This window comes from Roseixanthobacter finlandensis, assembly GCF_043195105.2.
GTDB lineage: Bacteria > Pseudomonadota > Alphaproteobacteria > Rhizobiales > Xanthobacteraceae > NCEH01.
Genome location: NZ_CM195536.1, coordinates 2,743,826 through 2,761,796, shown reverse-complemented (window position 1 = coordinate 2,761,796; position 17,971 = coordinate 2,743,826). Strand labels below are relative to the sequence as shown.

At 64.0% G+C, this 17,971-nt stretch carries 22 protein-coding genes; 16 read left to right on the top strand and 6 right to left on the bottom strand.

Annotated elements, in window-relative coordinates:
• The first annotated feature begins 11 nt into the window (after positions 1-11).
• Positions 12-911, top strand: a complete 900-nt coding sequence (gene serB, locus V5G24_RS12955) for a phosphoserine phosphatase SerB (RefSeq protein ID WP_394085869.1) — start codon at positions 12-14, stop codon at positions 909-911.
• A gap of 69 nt (positions 912-980) precedes the next feature.
• On the opposite strand, the gene V5G24_RS12950 is transcribed toward serB, so the two are convergent.
• The 6 genes from V5G24_RS12950 to V5G24_RS12925 form a co-directional block, all read right to left on the bottom strand.
• Positions 981-2,474, bottom strand: coding sequence for a DegQ family serine endoprotease (locus V5G24_RS12950; RefSeq protein ID WP_394085884.1), 1,494 nt, complete (start codon positions 2,472-2,474; stop codon positions 981-983).
• A 139-nt stretch (positions 2,475-2,613) separates the two neighbouring features.
• A complete protein-coding gene (locus V5G24_RS12945) occupies positions 2,614-2,799 on the bottom strand; it encodes a DUF2065 domain-containing protein (RefSeq protein WP_394069536.1) in 186 nt (61 codons plus the stop codon).
• Between the two features lie 17 nt (positions 2,800-2,816).
• The gene (hflC, locus tag V5G24_RS12940; RefSeq protein ID WP_394085870.1) at positions 2,817-3,773 is read right to left on the bottom strand and encodes a protease modulator HflC; all 957 of its coding nucleotides are present in this window, start codon (positions 3,771-3,773) and stop codon (positions 2,817-2,819) included.
• Entirely contained in the window at positions 3,770-4,906 is a 1,137-nt protein-coding gene (gene hflK, locus V5G24_RS12935) for an FtsH protease activity modulator HflK (protein WP_394085871.1), read from the bottom strand. The genes hflC and hflK overlap by 4 nt, the downstream gene beginning before the upstream one ends.
• Positions 4,907-5,100: 194 nt before the next feature.
• Complete coding sequence (locus V5G24_RS12930) at positions 5,101-5,379, bottom strand: ribbon-helix-helix domain-containing protein (RefSeq protein ID WP_394085873.1); 279 nt, start codon at positions 5,377-5,379, stop codon at positions 5,101-5,103.
• Positions 5,376-5,564 (bottom strand): DUF4169 family protein, encoded by a 189-nt coding sequence (locus tag V5G24_RS12925; RefSeq protein ID WP_394085874.1) that lies wholly within the window; start codon positions 5,562-5,564, stop codon positions 5,376-5,378. The genes V5G24_RS12930 and V5G24_RS12925 overlap by 4 nt, the downstream gene beginning before the upstream one ends.
• Before the next feature lie 269 nt (positions 5,565-5,833).
• On the opposite strand from V5G24_RS12925, the gene fumC reads away from it, so the two are divergent.
• The 15 genes from fumC to rpsS all read left to right on the top strand — a co-directional run bounded on the left by fumC (position 5,834) and on the right by rpsS (position 17,967).
• Positions 5,834-7,225, top strand: coding sequence for a class II fumarate hydratase (fumC, locus tag V5G24_RS12920; protein WP_394085875.1), 1,392 nt, complete (start codon positions 5,834-5,836; stop codon positions 7,223-7,225).
• Positions 7,226-7,295: 70 nt separating this feature from the next.
• The gene (locus tag V5G24_RS12915; RefSeq protein ID WP_394085876.1) at positions 7,296-7,901 is read left to right on the top strand and encodes a ParB-like protein; all 606 of its coding nucleotides are present in this window, start codon (positions 7,296-7,298) and stop codon (positions 7,899-7,901) included.
• 93 nt (positions 7,902-7,994) lie between these two features.
• Positions 7,995-8,606 (top strand): LemA family protein, encoded by a 612-nt coding sequence (locus V5G24_RS12910; RefSeq protein WP_394085877.1) that lies wholly within the window; start codon positions 7,995-7,997, stop codon positions 8,604-8,606.
• Positions 8,607-8,626: 20 nt separating this feature from the next.
• Positions 8,627-9,436 carry a TPM domain-containing protein gene (locus V5G24_RS12905; RefSeq protein WP_394085878.1) on the top strand — a complete coding sequence of 270 codons (810 nt, stop codon included), beginning with the start codon at positions 8,627-8,629 and terminating at the stop codon, positions 9,434-9,436.
• A gap of 1 nt (position 9,437) precedes the next feature.
• On the top strand, positions 9,438-10,094 hold the full coding sequence (locus V5G24_RS12900) for a TPM domain-containing protein (protein WP_394085879.1): 657 nt from the start codon (positions 9,438-9,440) through the stop codon (positions 10,092-10,094).
• A 470-nt stretch (positions 10,095-10,564) separates the two neighbouring features.
• A complete protein-coding gene (gene rpsL, locus V5G24_RS12895) occupies positions 10,565-10,936 on the top strand; it encodes a 30S ribosomal protein S12 (protein WP_012171083.1) in 372 nt (123 codons plus the stop codon).
• 17 nt (positions 10,937-10,953) lie between these two features.
• Positions 10,954-11,424 carry a 30S ribosomal protein S7 gene (gene rpsG / locus V5G24_RS12890; protein ID WP_394014820.1) on the top strand — a complete coding sequence of 157 codons (471 nt, stop codon included), beginning with the start codon at positions 10,954-10,956 and terminating at the stop codon, positions 11,422-11,424.
• A gap of 18 nt (positions 11,425-11,442) precedes the next feature.
• On the top strand, positions 11,443-13,518 hold the full coding sequence (fusA, locus tag V5G24_RS12885; protein WP_394085881.1) for an elongation factor G: 2,076 nt from the start codon (positions 11,443-11,445) through the stop codon (positions 13,516-13,518).
• A 56-nt stretch (positions 13,519-13,574) separates the two neighbouring features.
• Complete coding sequence (tuf, locus tag V5G24_RS12880; RefSeq protein ID WP_509292236.1) at positions 13,575-14,765, top strand: elongation factor Tu; 1,191 nt, start codon at positions 13,575-13,577, stop codon at positions 14,763-14,765.
• Positions 14,766-14,830: 65 nt separating this feature from the next.
• Positions 14,831-15,139 (top strand): 30S ribosomal protein S10, encoded by a 309-nt coding sequence (rpsJ, locus tag V5G24_RS12875; RefSeq protein WP_348845050.1) that lies wholly within the window; start codon positions 14,831-14,833, stop codon positions 15,137-15,139.
• 22 nt (positions 15,140-15,161) lie between these two features.
• On the top strand, positions 15,162-15,896 hold the full coding sequence (gene rplC / locus V5G24_RS12870) for a 50S ribosomal protein L3 (protein ID WP_394082135.1): 735 nt from the start codon (positions 15,162-15,164) through the stop codon (positions 15,894-15,896).
• Positions 15,896-16,516 (top strand): 50S ribosomal protein L4, encoded by a 621-nt coding sequence (gene rplD, locus V5G24_RS12865; protein ID WP_394082137.1) that lies wholly within the window; start codon positions 15,896-15,898, stop codon positions 16,514-16,516. Before rplC ends, rplD begins: the two co-directional genes overlap by 1 nt.
• Positions 16,513-16,821: a 50S ribosomal protein L23 gene (locus V5G24_RS12860; RefSeq protein WP_348845054.1), complete on the top strand. Its 309-nt coding sequence runs from the start codon at positions 16,513-16,515 to the stop codon at positions 16,819-16,821. Before rplD ends, V5G24_RS12860 begins: the two co-directional genes overlap by 4 nt.
• Positions 16,822-16,843: 22 nt before the next feature.
• A complete protein-coding gene (rplB, locus tag V5G24_RS12855) occupies positions 16,844-17,677 on the top strand; it encodes a 50S ribosomal protein L2 (RefSeq protein ID WP_394082139.1) in 834 nt (277 codons plus the stop codon).
• An 11-nt stretch (positions 17,678-17,688) separates the two neighbouring features.
• Positions 17,689-17,967: a 30S ribosomal protein S19 gene (gene rpsS, locus V5G24_RS12850; protein ID WP_209105111.1), complete on the top strand. Its 279-nt coding sequence runs from the start codon at positions 17,689-17,691 to the stop codon at positions 17,965-17,967.
• Positions 17,968-17,971: the final 4 nt, after the last annotated feature.

The window sequence follows — 17,971 nt, the reverse complement described above, 5'->3', positions numbered from 1 at the left end:
TTGGACAGACCATGGTGTATGTCGCGACTCTTATCGCAAATCCCTCTGACGCGACCTTAACGCGCGAAATGGTGCACGCGGCGCGTTCCGTCCTTCCCGGCGCGGAGGAAGAGCGCGTTCTTGCGGCCGACGTGGCGGTGGACATTCCCTTCGACCCGGAACTTGGGGCCGACACGCGCATCCTTGCCGACAGCGTGCGGGCCGCGCTGGCCGGCGCGCCGGTGGACGTGGTGGTGCAACTAGCCGCCGCCCGGCGCAAGCGATTGTTCATCGCCGACATGGATTCCACCATGATCGGCCAGGAATGTATCGACGAGCTCGCGGATGTGATCGGCATCAAGGCCCATGTGGCGGCGATCACCGAGCGGGCAATGCGCGGCGAGATCGCGTTTGAACCGGCCCTGCGCGAACGCGTGGCCCTGCTGAAGGGCCTGTCGGTTGACGTGGTGGACGAGGTCCTGCGCAGCCGCATTTCGCTCACGCCCGGCGGCGCCGCGCTGGTCGCCACCATGAAGGCGAACGGCGCTTATACCGCGCTCGTGTCCGGCGGTTTCACCCTGTTCACCACCGCGGTGGCAGGGCTGCTCGGTTTCGACGAGAATCGCGCCAACCGGCTCGTGGTCGAGGCGGACCTGTTCGTGGGTCTGGTGGAGGAGCCGATCCTGGGTCGCGATGCCAAGACCGCGTCCCTCGTCGAGCTGCGGGACCGGCTGCATCTTTCCCCGTCCGAGACCCTCGCGGTGGGCGATGGCGCGAACGATCTCGGCATGCTGGGCGAGGCCGGGCTTGGAGTTGCCTTCCACGCCAAGCCGAAGGTGGCGGAGGCGGCCCATGCCCGCATCGACCATGGCGATCTCACCGCGCTATTGTATCTCCAAGGCTATTCGGCCGAGGAAATCCGCAGCGCCTGAACTGGTCCGCAAACTATGCGAGTAAAAAGGCCCGGCGTGTCCGGGCCTTTCGATTCATGAGGCTTCAGCTCAGTTCAGCGGGATGGCCGCGAACTGGACCTGACCGTCGGCATCGGAAATTAGCAGGAGGGCGGATTTCTTGCCGTCCTTCTTCAGCCCCTCGACGCGTTTTTGCACATCGTCGGGGCTGGAGACCGCTTCCTGGCCCACTTCAACCACGATCTGTCCGGGTTTGAGGCCTTTGTCAGCGGCGGGCGAATTGCGGTCCACGTTCAGGATCACGACCCCCTTGACGGTGTCCTTGATCTTGAAGCGCTTGCGCAGATCTTCGCTCATGGGCGCAAGTTCCAGGCCGAGCGACTTCTTGGCTTCGGGCTTCGCCGTATCGGCGCCAGGCGCCTTGGCCGCGGCTGCGGCCTTCTCGTCGTCGGGCATGCGCGCGATTTTCAGGCGCAGGGTTTCTTCCTTGCCCTTGCGCACGACCACCACATCCACCTCCTTATCCACCGCCGTATCGGCGACGAGACGGGGGAGGTCGCGCATTTCCTTCACGTCCTTGCCGTCGAAGCGCACCACGACATCGCCGGCCTTGAGGCCGGCTTTCGCGGCCGGTCCGCCGTCGTTGACGCCGCCCACCAGCGCGCCGCGGGCCTTACCGAGGCCGAGGCTCTCGGCGATTTCGTCGCTGACGCTCTGGATGCGCACGCCGATCCAGCCGCGGCGCACTTCCTTGAACTGTTCGAGCTGGGCGATCACCGGCGTGGCGGTGGATGCAGGAACGGCGAAGCCGATGCCGATCGAACCGCCCGAGGGGGAGATGATCGCCGTATTGATGCCGATGACCTCGCCATCCATGTTGAACAGCGGACCGCCGGAATTGCCGCGATTGATGGCGGCGTCGGTCTGGAGGAAATTGTCGTATGGGCCGGCATTGATGTTGCGGTTGCGCGCGGAGACGACGCCGACCGTCAGCGTGCCGCCAAGGCCGAACGGATTGCCGATGGCCATCACCCAGTCGCCGACCCGCATCTTGTCGGAATCGCCGAACTTCACGAAGGTCAGCGGCTTGTCGGGCTTCACCCGCAACAGCGCGAGGTCGGTCTTCGTGTCGCGCCCGACCAGTTCGGCCTTGAGCTTCGAGCCGTCATTGAAATTGGCATAAATCTCGTCGGCATCGGCGATCACGTGATTGTTGGTCACGATCAGGCCCGAGGGGTCGATGACGAAGCCGGAACCGAGGGACGAAACCTTGCGACCGCGCCCGCCGTCGCGCTCGCCATTCTGGTCGCCGTCCTGCTGCTGGCGGCGCTTGAAGAATTCGTCGAAGAAATCCTCGAACGGGGATCCCGGCGGCAGCTGCGGGGTCGGCACGCTGCGCGAGGCCGCCACATTCTGCGAGGTGGATATATTCACCACCGCGTCCATGACCTTCTCAGCCACGTCGGCAACGGTATCGGGGCCTTTGCCCGGAGCCGCGAGCGTCGGCGCCGACCAGGCGAGCGGGGCGCTCAGCACCACTGCGAGCAGCGGTATCTTCAGCGCGCCGAGAAGGCGAGCGGACATGAAACGAGCGGACATGGCCTCTCCTCAGGGGCGGGGTAAAACAAATACCCAGGCAAAGCCGCATGAAACGGCGGTGGCCCTTAGGCCTCGCCTGCCAATGCGGCGGAAACGCGACGCCGCGTCAACTGGAGCGCGCAGTTTATCCGCGGACCAGCCAGACCAGAACCACCCCCACCGCCCCGGCCACCAGCCCGGCAATGCGGACCGGCGTTTCCGGCGCTTGCAGCACCGCCTTGATGGCGCTGCGCCACGCCGCCGGGAAGGCGGCGAGGCAAAGACCCTCGATGACGAGGACCAAACCGAGGGCGGCTACCAGATCGCGCATCGACCCTCGCGCCGCGATCAGCGTGCGGGCGCGGGTTGCGCCGGGGCGGCCGCCGCTCCAGCGGCCGGTGCAGCCGCAGCCGGGGTCGGGACCGGCCTTCCGCCATTGCCGAACGGATCGACGAAATAACGGAAGAAGGTCGAATCCGGGCTGATCAGCAGACGCGTGTCGCCGGGCTTGAGGCTCGCCTCGTACGCCTGCATGGAGCGATAGAAGGCGAAGAAGTCCGGATCGCGCCCGAAGGCGTCGGCGAAGATGGCGTTGCGTTCCGCATCGCCCTGACCGCGCAATTGCTCGCCGCGCGAGGTTGCCTCGGCCACCACGATGGTGGCTTCCCGCTCCGCCCGCGACCGCAGGCGCTGGGCCGCTTCCGCACCCTGCGCCCGGATTTCGGCCGCCTCGCGCTGGCGTTCCGTCTGCATGCGCTGGAACACCGCCTGGCTGTTCGCTTCAGGCAGGTCGGCACGGCGGATGCGCACATCCACGACCACGATGCCGAAGTTGGAGGCTTCCCGGTTCACCTGCTCGGCGATCCGGCGCATCAGGCCCTCACGATCGTCGCGTACGACGCTGGTGAAGGTGCTTTCGCCGAGAACGCGCCGCAGCGACGAGTTGAGCACCGTCGCGAGCCGGGAATTGGCGGCCTCGATGCTGCCCACCGCCTGATAGAACCGCAGCGGGTTCGAGATGCGATAGCGGGCGAAGGCGTCCACCACCAGGCGCTTCTGGTCCGAGGCGATCACTTCCTGGGACGGATTTTCCAGGTCGAGGATGCGCTTGTCCAGATAGACCACGCTGTCGATGAACGGGATCTTCCAGTGCAGGCCGGGGCTGGTGATGGGGGTCAGCGGATCGCCCAGCCGCAACACCAAGGCCTGCTGGGTCTGGTTCACGATGAAGGCGGACGAATAGAGGCCGATCAGCACGACCACGGCGATGACGGCAAGGACGCCGCCGAGAACGGGATTTTTCATCGGGCGGCTCCTTGGGGCTGGGTGGTGCCCTGGGGCGCCGTCGATCTGCGTCCGATATCGCCGAGCGGCAGCACCGGCACCACGCCGCCTTCGCGGGCGGTGGAATTCTGATCCACCAGCACCTTGTCCATGCCGCCGAGTACCCGCTCCATGGTTTCGAAATACATGCGCTGGCGGGTCACGTCCTTCGCCTTCACATATTGCTCATAGATGCTGAGGAAGCGCTCGGCCTGGCCCCGGGCTTCCACCACGGTGCGCTCGCGATAGGCCTGCGCCGCGTTGTCGATCTGCGCCGCCTGTCCGCGCGCCTCGGGGAGGACGCGGTTGGCATAGGTCTGCGCTTCGTTCTGGGCGCGCTCCGCATCGGCGCGGGCGGCCTGGACGTCGCGGAAGGAATCGATGACCTGGGAAGGCGGATCGACCTTCTGCATCTGCACCTGGGTGATCTGCACCCCTGCGCCATAGCTGTCGAGGGTGCGCTGCATGAGGTCATGCACGTCCTGCTCGATGGTCTGGCGGGCGCCGGTGAGGATGGGCTGAATATTGGTGCGGCCGATCACCTCGCGCATGGCGCTTTCCGCCACCGCCTTGATGGTGCCTTCGGGATTCTGCACGTTGAACAGGAATTTTTCGGCGTTGTTGATCACCCAAAACACGGCGAAATCCACGTCGACGATGTTTTCGTCGCCGGTGAGCATCAGGCTCTCTTCGGGAATGTCGCGCATCACGGTGCTGCCGCGGCGCGCATCCTCGGTGAGGCGCATGCCGATGTCGAGTCGATTCACCCGCGTCACCTTGGGCGTGATCACCGTCTCGATGGGGTAGGGCAGGTGGTAGTTGAGGCCCGGCTGGGTGATCTCGACGAACCGGCCGAAGCGGAGCACCACGCCCTGCTCGTCGGGCTCGACCCGATAGAAACCCGACAGCAGCCAGCCGGCCACCACGAGGGCCACCACCAGAATCGCTCCCTTGGTCCCCATGGAACCCGGAAGCATGTTCTTGAGCCGGTCCTGACCGCGCCGGATCAGGTCTTCAATGTCCGTTGGCGTTGGTCCCGAAGAGGAAGGCCCCGTACCCCAGGGACCGCGAGGCCCGCTTCCCCATGGGCCACCGCCCTGATTCTTCCACGACATCCGCCGTCTCCCGTTGGAGCGCCACACACGGGCGGTCCACCACAATCGAAACCGCCTGCGTCCTGAAGCTCCAGCGACTCGCTCAAAAAAGCGCGCCTGGATCGACCGACTGGCAGCGGGTTATAGAAAGGCACGCGCCACGTTTCAACGCAGCGCGTGCTTCACAAGAGAGTCAGATAGGGGGCCGACCAAGCTTACGCAACGGGAGTTCCGCTTGCTCCAGTGCGGTCGGCGGTACTCGAGGCGCGACTGGGTGCCGCATGACCCCGGTAGTGATCAAGAACGAAGAGGCGGATCGCGGAAGAAAGATTCCCCTGCGTGCGCGACGAGTCGATGGTCGCGACAAGGTCAGACAATGTCAGGCGGCGACTGCTCGCGATTTCCTTCAAGGCATCCCAGAAGGCATCTTCGAGGCTCACGCTGGTTTTATGACCGGCGATCACGATGGACCTTTTCACAACGGGGCTTTTCATGTGTTTTCCCTCTTCGTGAGCAGATGGTCTTCAAGACGCAGGGCTTTATTCCGCTGTTCTGCGGCCTCAGCTTCCCGCTCAGCCTTGGTGCGTCCAAACCGAATCCGGTTCTCGGCGGCCTCGGCCTGCGCCTCGCTGCGTGCGCGGTCTTTGCGCACACGCCGAAGATTCACGATCTCGCTCACTTCAAGCCTCGACAGGCGGCATGGTTCCCCCCAAACCGAGCCGAGTTTCACGAGCTTCGGGGTGGACGAAGCGTTGGTCCATCCATCCGAAAGCACGATCAGGTAACAACACGCCTGATCCTCGGCGAACCTATGGCAAATCCAGTGAGAACCGCCCTCCTCCGATACCTTCTTATAACTATTTTACCATTCGGCGGGCCTCGGCCTCGTTCCGGGCTGTGCTAAAAGCCTCCTCGCTCCCAGAATTTGGCGACAGGGAACCTCCCATCATGACAGCGACCCGTACCGAGACAGACACGTTCGGCCCCATCGAGGTGCCGGCAGACCGCTATTGGGGCGCCCAGGCCCAGCGGTCGCTGGGCAACTTCAAGATCGGCTGGGAGCGCCAGCCCCTGCCCATCGTGCGGGCCCTCGGCATCGTCAAGCGCGCGGCGGCGGAAACCAACATGGGTCTCGGCCGGCTCGACCCGGCACTCGGCGCCGCGATCGTCGCCGCCGCCCAGGAAGTGATCGACGGCAAGCTCGACGATCATTTTCCGCTGGTCGTATGGCAGACCGGATCCGGCACCCAGTCCAACATGAATGCGAACGAGGTGATCTCGAACCGTGCGATAGAGATCCTCGGCGGCGAGCGCGGCTCCAAGAAGCCGGTTCACCCGAACGATCACGTCAATATGAGCCAGTCGTCGAACGACACCTATCCCACGGCCATGCACGTGGCCTGCGCGGAAGAGATCGTTCACCGCCTTCTGCCCGCCCTCAGCACGCTCCATGAGGCCCTGGATGCGAAGGCGAAGGAATGGTCCACGATCATCAAGATCGGCCGCACCCACACCCAGGATGCGACGCCCCTTACGCTCGGCCAGGAATTTTCCGGCTATGCCCAGCAGGTCGGCAATGCCATCGCGCGGCTTGAATCCACCCTGCCGGGCCTGATGCAGCTGGCGCAGGGCGGCACGGCCGTCGGCACCGGCCTGAATGCCCCGGTCGGCTTTGCCGACAAGGTGGCGGAACAGATCGCCAGCATCACCGGCCTGCCGTTCACCAGCGCACCCAACAAGTTCGAAGCCCTCGCCGCGCACGACGCCATGGTGTTCTCGCACGGCGCCATCAATTCGGCGGCGGCCGCGTTGTTCAAGATCGCCAACGATATCCGCCTGCTGGGCTCGGGCCCGCGCTCGGGCCTCGGCGAACTGTCCCTGCCGGAGAACGAGCCCGGCTCCTCCATCATGCCGGGCAAGGTCAACCCGACCCAGTGCGAGGCCATGACGCAGGTGTGCGTGCAGATCTTCGGCAATAATGCCGCGCTGACGTTCGCGGGTAGCCAGGGCCATTTCGAGCTGAACGTCTATAACCCGTTGATGGCCTATAATTTCCTGCAGTCGGTGCGGCTGATGGCGGATGCGGCGAACAGCTTCACCGAGCATTGCGTGGTCGGCATCGTGCCGCGCGAGGACAATATCAAGGCGGCGCTCGAGCGGTCCTTGATGCTGGTCACCGCGCTCGCCCCGAAGATCGGCTACGATAATGCCGCTAAGATCGCCAAGACCGCGCACAAGAACGGCACGACCCTGCGCGAAGAGGCGGTCGGCGGTGGTTATGTGACGAATGAAGAGTTCGACGCGGTGGTGCGGCCCGAGCAGATGATCTCGCCGGGCTGATCTTCGCTTCTGCCTTCACAGCAAGATGGACGGGTCGCGCATGGCGCGGCCCGCAATTCAGAGAGGGGCCATGGGAAATCGCACGATTGCGATCGACGATCTGCATCCGACCCAGCTCACCCTCGGCATGTCCGAGGTGACGCGACGCGCCAAGCGCATGGCCGCGCTGGACAAGGACGATCTCGACGACCTGGTCCACAAACGGCCGGTGCCCTGCGTGATCGGGCCCAAGGGCCAGCTCTATATGATCGACCATCACCATCTGTGCCGCGCGCTGCTGCTGTGCGGCCGCACGACGGCGGTGCAGGATATCGCCGGGACGCTGGACTGGTCGCACATGAATGCCGACGAATTCTGGCCGGCGATGGATCGCGCCGGCATGTGCTGGCCGATCGATGCTGACGGGAACCGGCGCCCCTATGTGCGCATTCCGGGCCACGTGCGCGAATTGACCGATAATCCCTGGCGCACCCTTGCCCGTGGCGTGCGCGGCACGGCATTCCGCGACGATGACGACACGCCCTTTAAGGAATTCATGTGGGGCGAGTATTTCCGCACCTTCATGAGCAAGCGGCTGATTGAGACCAGCCTGGACCTGGCCGAGGATCTGGCGCTCAAACTGGCGCTGCTCGACGAGGCGCAGGATCTGCCGGGATATATCGCCAAGGGAAAATAGGATCGGGCGTCTCGGCAAGCCGCAGACGCCGCACGTTCATCCACCATCGCTATGATCGTCCGCACCAGACGGTTTGCTCGAGAAAGGCTTGTCATGTCCTCCATCAGCGCATTTGCCGATCGCGTGAAAATCCCGTCCCTGATGGTGCTCGTGGCGCTGGTCCTGGCCGGGTGCGGCGTGAACGCAATCCCCACCGAGGAAGAGCGGGCGAAGGCGGCCTGGAGCGAAGTGCTCAATCAGTATCAGCGCCGCTCCGATCTCATCCCGAACCTGGTGGAGACCGTGAAGGGCTATGCCGCCCAGGAGAAGGACGTGCTCACCTCCGTGGTCGAGGCGCGGGCCAAGGCAACCTCCATTCGCGTGGATGCATCCACCATCACCGACCCGGCGCAGTTCAAGCAGTTCCAGGACGCCCAGTCGCAGCTGTCCGGGGCGCTCGGCCGGCTGATCGCCGTATCGGAGGCCTATCCGGATCTGAAGTCGAACCAGAACTTCCTGGCGCTCCAGTCGCAGATCGAAGGCACCGAGAACCGCATCGCGGTGGCGCGGCGCGATTATATCGAGGCCGTGCGAATCTATAATACCGAGCTGAGGACCTTCCCCGGTTCGATCTGGGCGGCCACACTGTATCGCGCCAACAAGCCCATGGAGACCTTCACCATCTCCGAGCAGCAGATGCAGGTGCCGAAGGTGAAGTTCAACTGAGGCGGACGGAGGGCGGCGCCATGGGCCAGAGCCATCCCTTCGAACCCGCGGCCCGGCGCGTGCAGGCCCGGCGGGGATGGGTGGGCCTGTTGCTGGTGTGGGCCTTTCTCGCCTCCAGCACGGCAGCTTGGGCCGAGCTGAGCTTTCCGCCCCTGAGCGGGCGCGTGGTGGATGCGGCGGGCATTCTCGACGCGGCCACCGTGCGCAGCCTTGATGCGAAGCTGGCGGCCCAGGAGGCCAAGGCGACCGACCAGTTCGTGATCGCGACCGTGCCCTCGCTTCAAGGGACATCGATCGAGGATTATGCGAACCGCCTGTTTCGCTTCTGGCAGATCGGGCAGGCGCGCAAGAATAACGGCGTGCTCCTACTGGTGGCGCCGGCCGAGCGCAAGGTCCGCATTGAGGTGGGCTATGGGCTTGAAGGCATCCTGACCGACGCGGTGTCCGGCACGATCATCCGAACCGCGATCCTGCCGTCCTTCAAGGCCGGGAACATGCCCGCCGGCATCGAGGCGGGGGCCGCCGCGATCCTGGAGATTCTCAATCTCGACCCCGAGGAGGCGAAGGCGCGCGCCAAGGGCGCGGAGCCGCAGACGGGATTGAGCGAGGACGACTGGGTGCAGATCGTCATTTTCGCGATCATGGTACTGCTGTTCCTCTATTTCATTTCCCGCGGCTCCGGCGGCGGGCGCGGACTGGGCGGGCGACGACGCGGCGTATTCGTTCCCGGCCCCATGTCGGGCGGCTGGGGCGGCGGTTCGGGCGGCGGCGGCGGCTTTTCCGGCGGCGGGGGCTCGTCGGGCGGCGGCGGCGCCTCGGGAGGATGGTGAGATGAGCCGCGGAACCACCGGACGCTCTTCGCAGCCTTCGCCACCCATCCTGGCCCAAGAGGACCTGGAGCGAATCTCGCAATCCATCGCGCACGCAGAGCAGGTGACCCGTGCCGAAATCCGCGTCGCAGTCTCGTCCGGCAGAGTGGTGGGGCATTCCTTTCACGGAATCATGTGGGCGGCCCTCGCGGCCTTGATCGCGCCCTGGGGAATCATGGCCGTTCTGCCGATGCGCCCGGTGTCGCTTCTGGCGATCCAGGCGGGGTGCTTCATCGTGCTTGGCCTGTTGGCGACCCGCCCGCCGGTTGCGGCCCGCCTCGTTCCACTCGCCGCGCGGCGCCATGCGGCCCGTGTCAAGGCGCTTGAGCTTTTCCACGCTCATGGGCTTCACCAGACCGAGGCGCGCAACGGCCTGCTGATCTTCCTGGCCCCACGGGATCGCCTGGTGGAGATCGTCGCGGACGAAGGGGTCCAAGCGGCAATCCCGCACGAGGCCTGGATTTCGCTCTGCGGCGCGGTGGTGGAGCGGGCGGGCGAGGGGGCGCTCGCGGAGGGAATCGCGGCGGCCGTCACCCAGGCCGGCGCCCTGCTCGCGCCGCATCTCCCGGCGCTACCGGGAGACAAAAACGAACTCTCCGACAGGGTCGTGTTAATATAATATGACGTGCAGGGCGGTTTTGGCCCCGGAAGCGGGCCGAAACTTGCAATAAAGCTGTCACGAAGCTTGCGAGCCCTTGACGCACGGCGACTCTGCGGCTACATCACGCTCCACTTCCACGGCAGACGTTCGCGTCTGAGCGATCGGAGCAGTTCTCCCGGCATCCGGGACGCACCGATCAAATAGCCAAAAGCTGCCTGGAAGAGCACTGCGAGACAAGGGTGCACGATCGCGGCGCCAATCTCCGCAAGGAGATGGAGTGGCGTGATCCTCTGTCGCGAACGAAGCGGGATGCTGTTGATTCAGCGCTCCATGCTTAGGCGTTTGCGGTGCCGCTGAAGGGCGAAAGCCTTTCGGCGTCGAAACTGTTTTGTGGCGGCTTCGGCCGTTAAATCGTAGCGATCCCCGAGGGGGTCGCAAAATTCATGGATGCGGCGAAAGCCGCAGGTCAGGACGAGGCGAAGGCGTACATGCCGACGATCAACCAGCTGATCCGGAAGCCGCGGGAAGCGCAGAAGGCGCGGGACAAGGCTCCTGCTCTTCAGTCGAGCCCGCAGAAGCGCGGCGTTTGCACCCGCGTTTACACCACGACCCCGAAGAAGCCGAACTCGGCGCTTCGTAAGGTCGCCAAGGTGCGGCTGACCAACAGCTACGAAGTGATCGGTTACATCCCCGGTGAGGGACATAACCTTCAGGAGCACTCGGTGGTCATGATCCGCGGCGGCCGCGTCAAGGATCTGCCCGGCGTGCGTTATCACATCCTCCGCGGCGTGCTGGATACCCAGGGCGTGAAGAACCGCAAGCAGCGCCGTTCGAAGTACGGCGCGAAGCGGCCGAAGTGATCAGGGGAGCTTGAGCTATGTCTCGTCGTCATAAAGCCGAGCGCCGCGAAGTCATTCCGGACGCCAAGTACGGCAGCCTCGTGCTCAGCCGTTTCATGAATTCCGTCATGCGTGACGGCAAGAAGTCGGTTGCGGAAACCATCGTGTACGGCGCCCTCGACGTGGTCGAGTCCAAGGCCAAGCACGACCCGGTCGAGGTGTTCGTCACCGCGCTGGAAAATGTCGCGCCGGCCGTCGAAGTGCGGTCCCGCCGCGTCGGTGGCGCCACCTATCAGGTGCCCGTCGAAGTGCGCGTCGAGCGTCGCCAGACCCTGGCGATCCGCTGGCTCATCGCGTCGGCCCGTGCCCGTAACGAGAAGACCATGGTGGAGCGTCTCTCCGCCGAACTGCTCGATGCCGCCAACAACCGCGGCAACGCGGTGAAGAAGCGTGAAGATACGCACCGGATGGCCGAAGCCAACCGTGCCTTCTCTCATTATCGCTGGTGATCGGAGAGGACCTCAGTCATGCCGCGCATTAACGCCGTCGAGGACTACCGTAATTTCGGCATCATGGCCCACATTGATGCCGGCAAGACCACGACCACCGAGCGGATTCTCTATTACACCGGAAAGAGCCACAAGATTGGCGAAGTCCATGATGGCGCCGCCACCATGGATTGGATGACGCAGGAGCAGGAGCGTGGCATCACGATCACCTCTGCTGCGACGACCGCCTTTTGGAACGGCAAGCGCCTGAACATCATCGACACCCCAGGCCACGTGGACTTCACCATTGAAGTCGAGCGTTCGCTGCGTGTGCTCGACGGCGCGATCTGCGTGCTCGACGGCAATCAGGGCGTCGAGCCACAGACTGAGACCGTGTGGCGCCAGGCAGATAAGTACAACGTGCCCCGCATCGTGTTCGTCAACAAGATGGACAAGACCGGCGCCGACTTCTACCGCTGCGTCGAGATGATCATCGACCGCGTGGCCGGTAACCCCGTGTGCTGCCAGTTGCCGATCGGCTCGGAGAACAATTTCAAGGGCATCATCGACCTCGTCCGCATGAAGGCGGTCGTTTGGGAAGACGAAGCCCTCGGCGCGAAGTTCCATGACGAGGAGATCCCCGCGGATCTCGCCGACAAGGCTGCTGAGTACCGTAATAAGCTGGTGGAAGCCGCCGTCGAACTCGACGACGATGCCATGGCTGCTTACCTCGATGGCACCGAGCCGGACGAAGCGACCCTCAAGTCGCTGATCCGCAAGGCGGTCGTGACGCGTAAGTTTAACCCGGTGTTCTGCGGCTCGGCCTTCAAGAACAAGGGCGTTCAGCCCCTGCTCGACGCGGTAGTCGACTTCCTGCCGAGCCCGATCGATCGTGGCGCGATCAAGGGCATCGACTTCAAGACCGAAGAAGACACCGTTCGTCTGCCGAACGATGACGAGCCTTTGTCGGTTCTCGCGTTCAAGATCATGGACGATCCCTTCGTCGGCACCATCACCTTCTGCCGCGTTTACTCGGGCAAGCTCGAGACCGGCATGGCGCTGCTGAACTCCACCCGCGACAAGCGTGAGCGCGTCGGCCGGATGCTGTTGATGCATGCCAACAACCGCGAAGATATCAAGGAAGCCTATGCCGGCGACATCGTCGCCCTGGCAGGCCTGAAGGATGTGCGCACCGGCGACACGCTGTGCGACACCATCAAGCCGGTTATCCTTGAGAAGATGGAATTCCCGGAGCCGGTGATCGAGATCGCCATCGAGCCCAAGTCCAAGGCGGACCAGGAAAAGCTCGGCATCGCGCTCTCCAAGCTGGCGGCGGAGGATCCCTCCTTCCGCGTGTCGACCGATTTCGAAAGCGGCCAGACCATCCTCAAGGGCATGGGCGAACTGCATCTCGACATCAAGGTCGACATCCTGCGCCGGACCTACAAGGTTGACGCCAATATCGGCGCCCCCCAGGTGGCCTATCGCGAGACCATCACGAAGAAGACCGACGTCGACTACACCCACAAGAAGCAGACCGGCGGTACCGGCCAGTTTGCGCGAGTGAAGTTCACGGTCGAGCCGAACGAAGTGGGTAAGGGCTTCAGCTTCGAGAGCGTGATCGTCGGCGGTGCGGTGCCGAAGGAATATATCCCCGGCGTCCAAAAGGGTCTCGAAAGCGTGCTCGGTGCGGGCGTGCTGGCGAACTTCCCGGTAGTGGACGTGAAGGTTCAGCTCACCGACGGCGCGTATCACGAAGTGGACTCGTCCGCTCTCGCGTTCGAAATCGCCTCCCGTGCGGCGTTCCGCGAAGCCCTTCAGAAGGGCGGCTCGGTGCTGCTGGAGCCGATCATGAAGGTCGAGGTGGTGACGCCGGAAGACTATACGGGTTCGGTGATCGGCGATCTGAATTCGCGCCGTGGCCAGATCCAGGGCCAGGACATGCGCGGCAATGCGAACGTCATCAATGCGATGGTGCCGCTGGCCAACATGTTCGGCTACGTGAATACGCTGCGGTCCTTCAGCCAGGGCCGCGCCACCTTCACCATGCAGTTCGACCACTATGAACAGGTGCCGTCGAACGTCGCGCAGGAGGTTCAGGCGAAATACGCCTGAACTTCATAACCGAACCCTGATCGAGAAATCGCCAGAGAGACCCAACGGAGAGTCCCATGGCCAAAGCAAAATTTGAACGCAACAAGCCGCACTGCAACATCGGCACGATCGGTCACGTTGACCATGGCAAGACGTCGCTGACGGCCGCGATCACGAAGGTGCTCGCGGAAGCGGGCGGCGCGACGTTCACGGCGTACGACCAGATCGACAAGGCGCCGGAAGAGAAGGCGCGCGGCATCACGATTTCCACGGCGCACGTGGAATATGAGACCACGAACCGCCATTATGCGCACGTGGATTGCCCGGGCCACGCCGATTATGTGAAGAACATGATCACCGGCGCGGCGCAGATGGACGGCGCGATCCTGGTGGTTTCGGCGGCCGACGGCCCGATGCCGCAGACCCGCGAGCACATCCTTCTGGCCCGTCAGGTGGGCGTGCCCGCCCTGGTGGTGTTCCTGAACAAGTGCGACATGGTCGACGATCCCGAGCTTCTGGAGCTCGTGGAGATGGAAGTGCGCGAGCTTCTGTCGAAGTATGATTTCCCGGGCGACGACATCCCGATCATCCACGGTTCGGCGCTGATGGCGCTCGAGGGCAAGTCTCCCGAGCTCGGCCATGACGCGGTGCTGAAGCTGATGGCGGCCGTCGACAGCTACATCCCGCAGCCGGAGCGTCCGGTTGACCTGCCGTTCCTGATGCCGATCGAGGACGTGTTCTCGATCTCTGGCCGCGGCACGGTTGTGACGGGTCGCGTCGAGCGCGGGATCATCAAGGTGGGCGAGGAAGTCGAGATCGTCGGCATCCGCCCGACCACCAAGACGACGGTGACCGGCGTTGAAATGTTCCGCAAGCTTCTGGACCAGGGGCAGGCGGGCGACAACGTGGGCATCCTGGTGCGCGGCACCAAGCGCGAGGACGTGGAGCGCGGCCAAGTCGTGTGCAAGCCGGGTTCGGTGAAGCCGCACACGAAGTTCAAGGCCGAAGCCTATATCCTGACGAAGGAAGAAGGCGGCCGTCATACGCCGTTCTTCACCAACTACCGCCCGCAGTTCTACTTCCGCACGACGGACGTGACGGGCATCTGCACGCTTCCCGAGGGCACCGAAATGGTGATGCCCGGGGACAATGTTTCGATGGACGTGGCCCTGATCGTCCCCATCGCCATGGAGGAGAAGCTGCGCTTCGCCATCCGTGAAGGTGGCCGGACCGTCGGCGCTGGCGTCGTCGCTTCCATCATCGAGTGAAATAGAAGTTTGAACGGGGGCGCGTGGTTCGCCCATGCGTCCCTCTTTCGTGGAGCCCTAGAGCCATGAACGGCCAGAACATTCGAATCCGCCTGAAGGCGTTCGATCATCGCATCCTCGATGCGTCAACACGCGAGATCGTCGCCACGGCCAAGCGCACGGGCGCGCAGGTGCGCGGCCCGATTCCGCTGCCGACGCGGATCGAGAAGTTCACCGTCAACCGGTCTCCGCACGTCGATAAGAAGTCGCGCGAGCAGTTTGAGATGCGTACTCACAAGCGGTTGCTCGATATTGTCGATCCGACGCCCCAGACGGTGGACGCGCTGATGAAGCTCGACCTCGCCGCCGGCGTTGACGTCGAAATCAAGCTCTGAAGTGAGGCGAGGAGACACGACCATGCGGTCAGGCGTCATCGCCCAGAAGGTCGGCATGACACGCATCTTTACGGATGCTGGTGAACATGTCCCGGTCACTGTGCTGAAAGTTGAGAGCTGCCAGGTGGTTGCCCACCGCACGCTCGATAGCAACGGATATGTCGCGGTTCAGCTCGGTGCTGGCCGTCGCAAGCCGAAGAACACCACCCGCGCCGAGCGGGGCCACTTTGCGGTGGCCGAGGTGGAGCCCAAGCGCAAGCTCGCGGAATTCCGCGTGGATGCCGAAGGCCTCATCCCGGTCGGTGCCGAGATCACTGCTGACCACTTCGTTGTGGGCCAGTATGTGGATGTCACTGGCACCACCATCGGCAAGGGCTTTGCCGGCGGTATGAAGCGGCACAATTTCGGTGGTCTGCGGGCCACCCACGGTGTGTCGATTTCGCATCGCTCCATCGGTTCGACCGGTGGTCGCCAGGATCCCGGCAAGACCTTCAAGAACAAGAAGATGCCGGGGCATATGGGCGACGTCACCGTCACCACCCAGAACCTCAAGGTCGTGATGACCGACGTCGAGCGCGGCCTGATCGCGGTCGAAGGTGCGGTTCCCGGCCACGCCGGCGGCTGGATCACGGTGCGTGATGCGGTGAAGAAGCGTCTGCCCACCGAAGCCCCCAAGCCCGGCGCGTTCAAGCTGCGCGACGGCAATGGCGGCGCGGCCGAGGTGCAGGCTGAAGCGACGAACGGGGAGGGCGTGTGATGGAAATCGCCGTCAAGACGCTCGATGGTGCCGACGCAGGTTCGGTGACGCTCTCGGACGAGATTTTCGGTCTCGAACCCCGTGCGGATATCCTGCATCGGTGTGTCACCTGGCAGCTGTCGCGCCGCCAGGCCGGTACGCATCGCACGAAGGGTCGTTCGGAAATCAACCGCACGTCCAAGAAGCTCTATAAGCAGAAGGGCACGGGCAATGCGCGTCACGGTGCGGCGTCTGCGCCGCAGTTCCGTGGCGGCGGCCGCGCCTTCGGTCCGGTCGTGCGGTCCCACGCCATCGACCTGCCGAAGAAGGTGCGCGCCCTGGCGCTGAAGCATGCGCTTTCGTCCAAGGCGAAGGCGGAGCAGATCGTCGTTCTCGACCACATGTCGCTGACCGACCCCAAGACCAAGGCCCTGAAGGAACAGTTCGCGAAGCTCGGTTGGGCTTCGGTGCTGATCGTGGACGGCTCCGAAGTGGAGGCGAACGTCGCCATGGCGGCGCGCAACCTCCCCTACGTGGACGTGCTGCCGATCCAGGGCATCAATGTTTACGACATCCTGCGGCGTGACACCCTGGTCCTGACCAAGGCAGCCGTGGACGCGCTGGAGGCGCGCTTCAAATGAGCCCGCAGCGGAACATCGAGCCACGTCATTACGACGTGATCCTGTCTCCCGTCATCACCGAGAAGGCGACGGCGGCGAGCGAATTCAACAAGGTCGTCTTCAAGGTCGCCCGCACCGCCACCAAGCCTCAGATCAAGGAGGCGGTGGAGAAGCTGTTCGACGTGAAGGTGAAGAGCGTCAACACTCTGGTCCGCAAGGGCAAGGTGAAGATCTTCAAAGGCCGCAAAGGTGTGCAGTCCGACGTGAAGAAGGCGGTCGTGACCCTCGAAGAGGGCCAAACCATCGACGTCACCACGGGCCTGTGAGCAGAGGGACGGGAATAAGACCATGGCGCTGAAGCATTTCAAGCCGGTCACGCCGAGCCTCCGCCAGCTCGTGATCGTGGACCGCTCCGGCCTCTACAAGGGCAAGCCGGTGAAGACGCTGACCGAGGGCAAGAGCTCCTCGGGTGGCCGCAACAATAACGGTCGCATCACGGTTCGCTTCCGTGGCGGCGGCCATAAGCAGACCTATCGTCTGGTGGACTTCAAGCGCACCAAGCGCGACATGGCGGCCGTGGTGGAGCGGATCGAATACGATCCCAACCGTTCGGCCTTCATCGCCCTGGTCAAGTACGAAGACGGTGATCTGGCTTATATCCTGGCGCCGCAGCGCCTGGCGGTGGGCGACAGCGTGATCGCCGGCGAGCAGGTGGACGTGAAGCCGGGCAATGCCGGGCCGCTGTCGAACCTGCCGGTCGGGACGATCGTGCACAATGTCGAGCTGAAGATCGGCAAGGGCGGCCAGATGGCCCGTTCCGCTGGCGCCTATGCGCAGATCGTCGGCCGCGACCACGGTTATGTGATCGTTCGCCTGAACTCGGGCGAGCAGCGCTTGGTGCACGGCGCGTGCTACGCGACGGTGGGTGCGGTTTCGAACCCGGACCACATGAACATCTCTCTGGGCAAGGCGGGTCGTAACCGCTGGCTCGGACGCAAGCCGCATAACCGCGGCGTGACCATGAACCCGGTCGATCACCCCCACGGCGGTGGTGAAGGACGTACCTCGGGCGGCCGTCATCCGGTCACCCCGTGGGGCCTCCCGACCAAAGGCAAGAAGACCCGCAACAACAAGGCGACGGATCGGTTCATCGTGACCAGCCGTCACAAGCGGAAGAAGTGAGGGCCTGACTTATGTCAAGAGCGATTTGGAAGGGCCCGTTCGTCGACGGCTATCTGCTCAAGAAGGCAGACACCGCGCGTGCTTCGGGTCGCAACGATACGATTAAGATCTGGAGCCGTCGCTCCACGATCCTCCCCCAGTTCGTGGGCCTTACTTTCGGCGTTTATAACGGCCAGAAGCACGTCCCCGTTTATGTGTCGGAAGACATGGTCGGCCACAAGTTCGGCGAATTCTCGCCGACCCGTACCTATTACGGGCATGCGGCCGACAAGAAGTCGAAGCGGCGGTGATAGG

Coding starts and splice junctions, on each gene's coding strand:
- serB (WP_394085869.1), top strand. CDS start 12: ATGGTGTATGTCGCGACTCTTATCGCAAATCCCTCTGACGCGACCTTA.
- V5G24_RS12950 (WP_394085884.1), bottom strand. CDS start 2,474: ATGTCCGCTCGCCTTCTCGGCGCGCTGAAGATACCGCTGCTCGCAGTG.
- V5G24_RS12945 (WP_394069536.1), bottom strand. CDS start 2,799: ATGCGCGATCTGGTAGCCGCCCTCGGTTTGGTCCTCGTCATCGAGGGT.
- hflC (WP_394085870.1), bottom strand. CDS start 3,773: ATGAAAAATCCCGTTCTCGGCGGCGTCCTTGCCGTCATCGCCGTGGTC.
- hflK (WP_394085871.1), bottom strand. CDS start 4,906: ATGTCGTGGAAGAATCAGGGCGGTGGCCCATGGGGAAGCGGGCCTCGC.
- V5G24_RS12930 (WP_394085873.1), bottom strand. CDS start 5,379: ATGAAAAGCCCCGTTGTGAAAAGGTCCATCGTGATCGCCGGTCATAAA.
- fumC (WP_394085875.1), top strand. CDS start 5,834: ATGACAGCGACCCGTACCGAGACAGACACGTTCGGCCCCATCGAGGTG.
- V5G24_RS12915 (WP_394085876.1), top strand. CDS start 7,296: ATGGGAAATCGCACGATTGCGATCGACGATCTGCATCCGACCCAGCTC.
- V5G24_RS12910 (WP_394085877.1), top strand. CDS start 7,995: ATGTCCTCCATCAGCGCATTTGCCGATCGCGTGAAAATCCCGTCCCTG.
- V5G24_RS12905 (WP_394085878.1), top strand. CDS start 8,627: ATGGGCCAGAGCCATCCCTTCGAACCCGCGGCCCGGCGCGTGCAGGCC.
- V5G24_RS12900 (WP_394085879.1), top strand. CDS start 9,438: ATGAGCCGCGGAACCACCGGACGCTCTTCGCAGCCTTCGCCACCCATC.
- rpsL (WP_012171083.1), top strand. CDS start 10,565: ATGCCGACGATCAACCAGCTGATCCGGAAGCCGCGGGAAGCGCAGAAG.
- rpsG (WP_394014820.1), top strand. CDS start 10,954: ATGTCTCGTCGTCATAAAGCCGAGCGCCGCGAAGTCATTCCGGACGCC.
- fusA (WP_394085881.1), top strand. CDS start 11,443: ATGCCGCGCATTAACGCCGTCGAGGACTACCGTAATTTCGGCATCATG.
- tuf (WP_509292236.1), top strand. CDS start 13,575: ATGGCCAAAGCAAAATTTGAACGCAACAAGCCGCACTGCAACATCGGC.
- rpsJ (WP_348845050.1), top strand. CDS start 14,831: ATGAACGGCCAGAACATTCGAATCCGCCTGAAGGCGTTCGATCATCGC.
- rplC (WP_394082135.1), top strand. CDS start 15,162: ATGCGGTCAGGCGTCATCGCCCAGAAGGTCGGCATGACACGCATCTTT.
- rplD (WP_394082137.1), top strand. CDS start 15,896: ATGGAAATCGCCGTCAAGACGCTCGATGGTGCCGACGCAGGTTCGGTG.
- V5G24_RS12860 (WP_348845054.1), top strand. CDS start 16,513: ATGAGCCCGCAGCGGAACATCGAGCCACGTCATTACGACGTGATCCTG.
- rplB (WP_394082139.1), top strand. CDS start 16,844: ATGGCGCTGAAGCATTTCAAGCCGGTCACGCCGAGCCTCCGCCAGCTC.
- rpsS (WP_209105111.1), top strand. CDS start 17,689: ATGTCAAGAGCGATTTGGAAGGGCCCGTTCGTCGACGGCTATCTGCTC.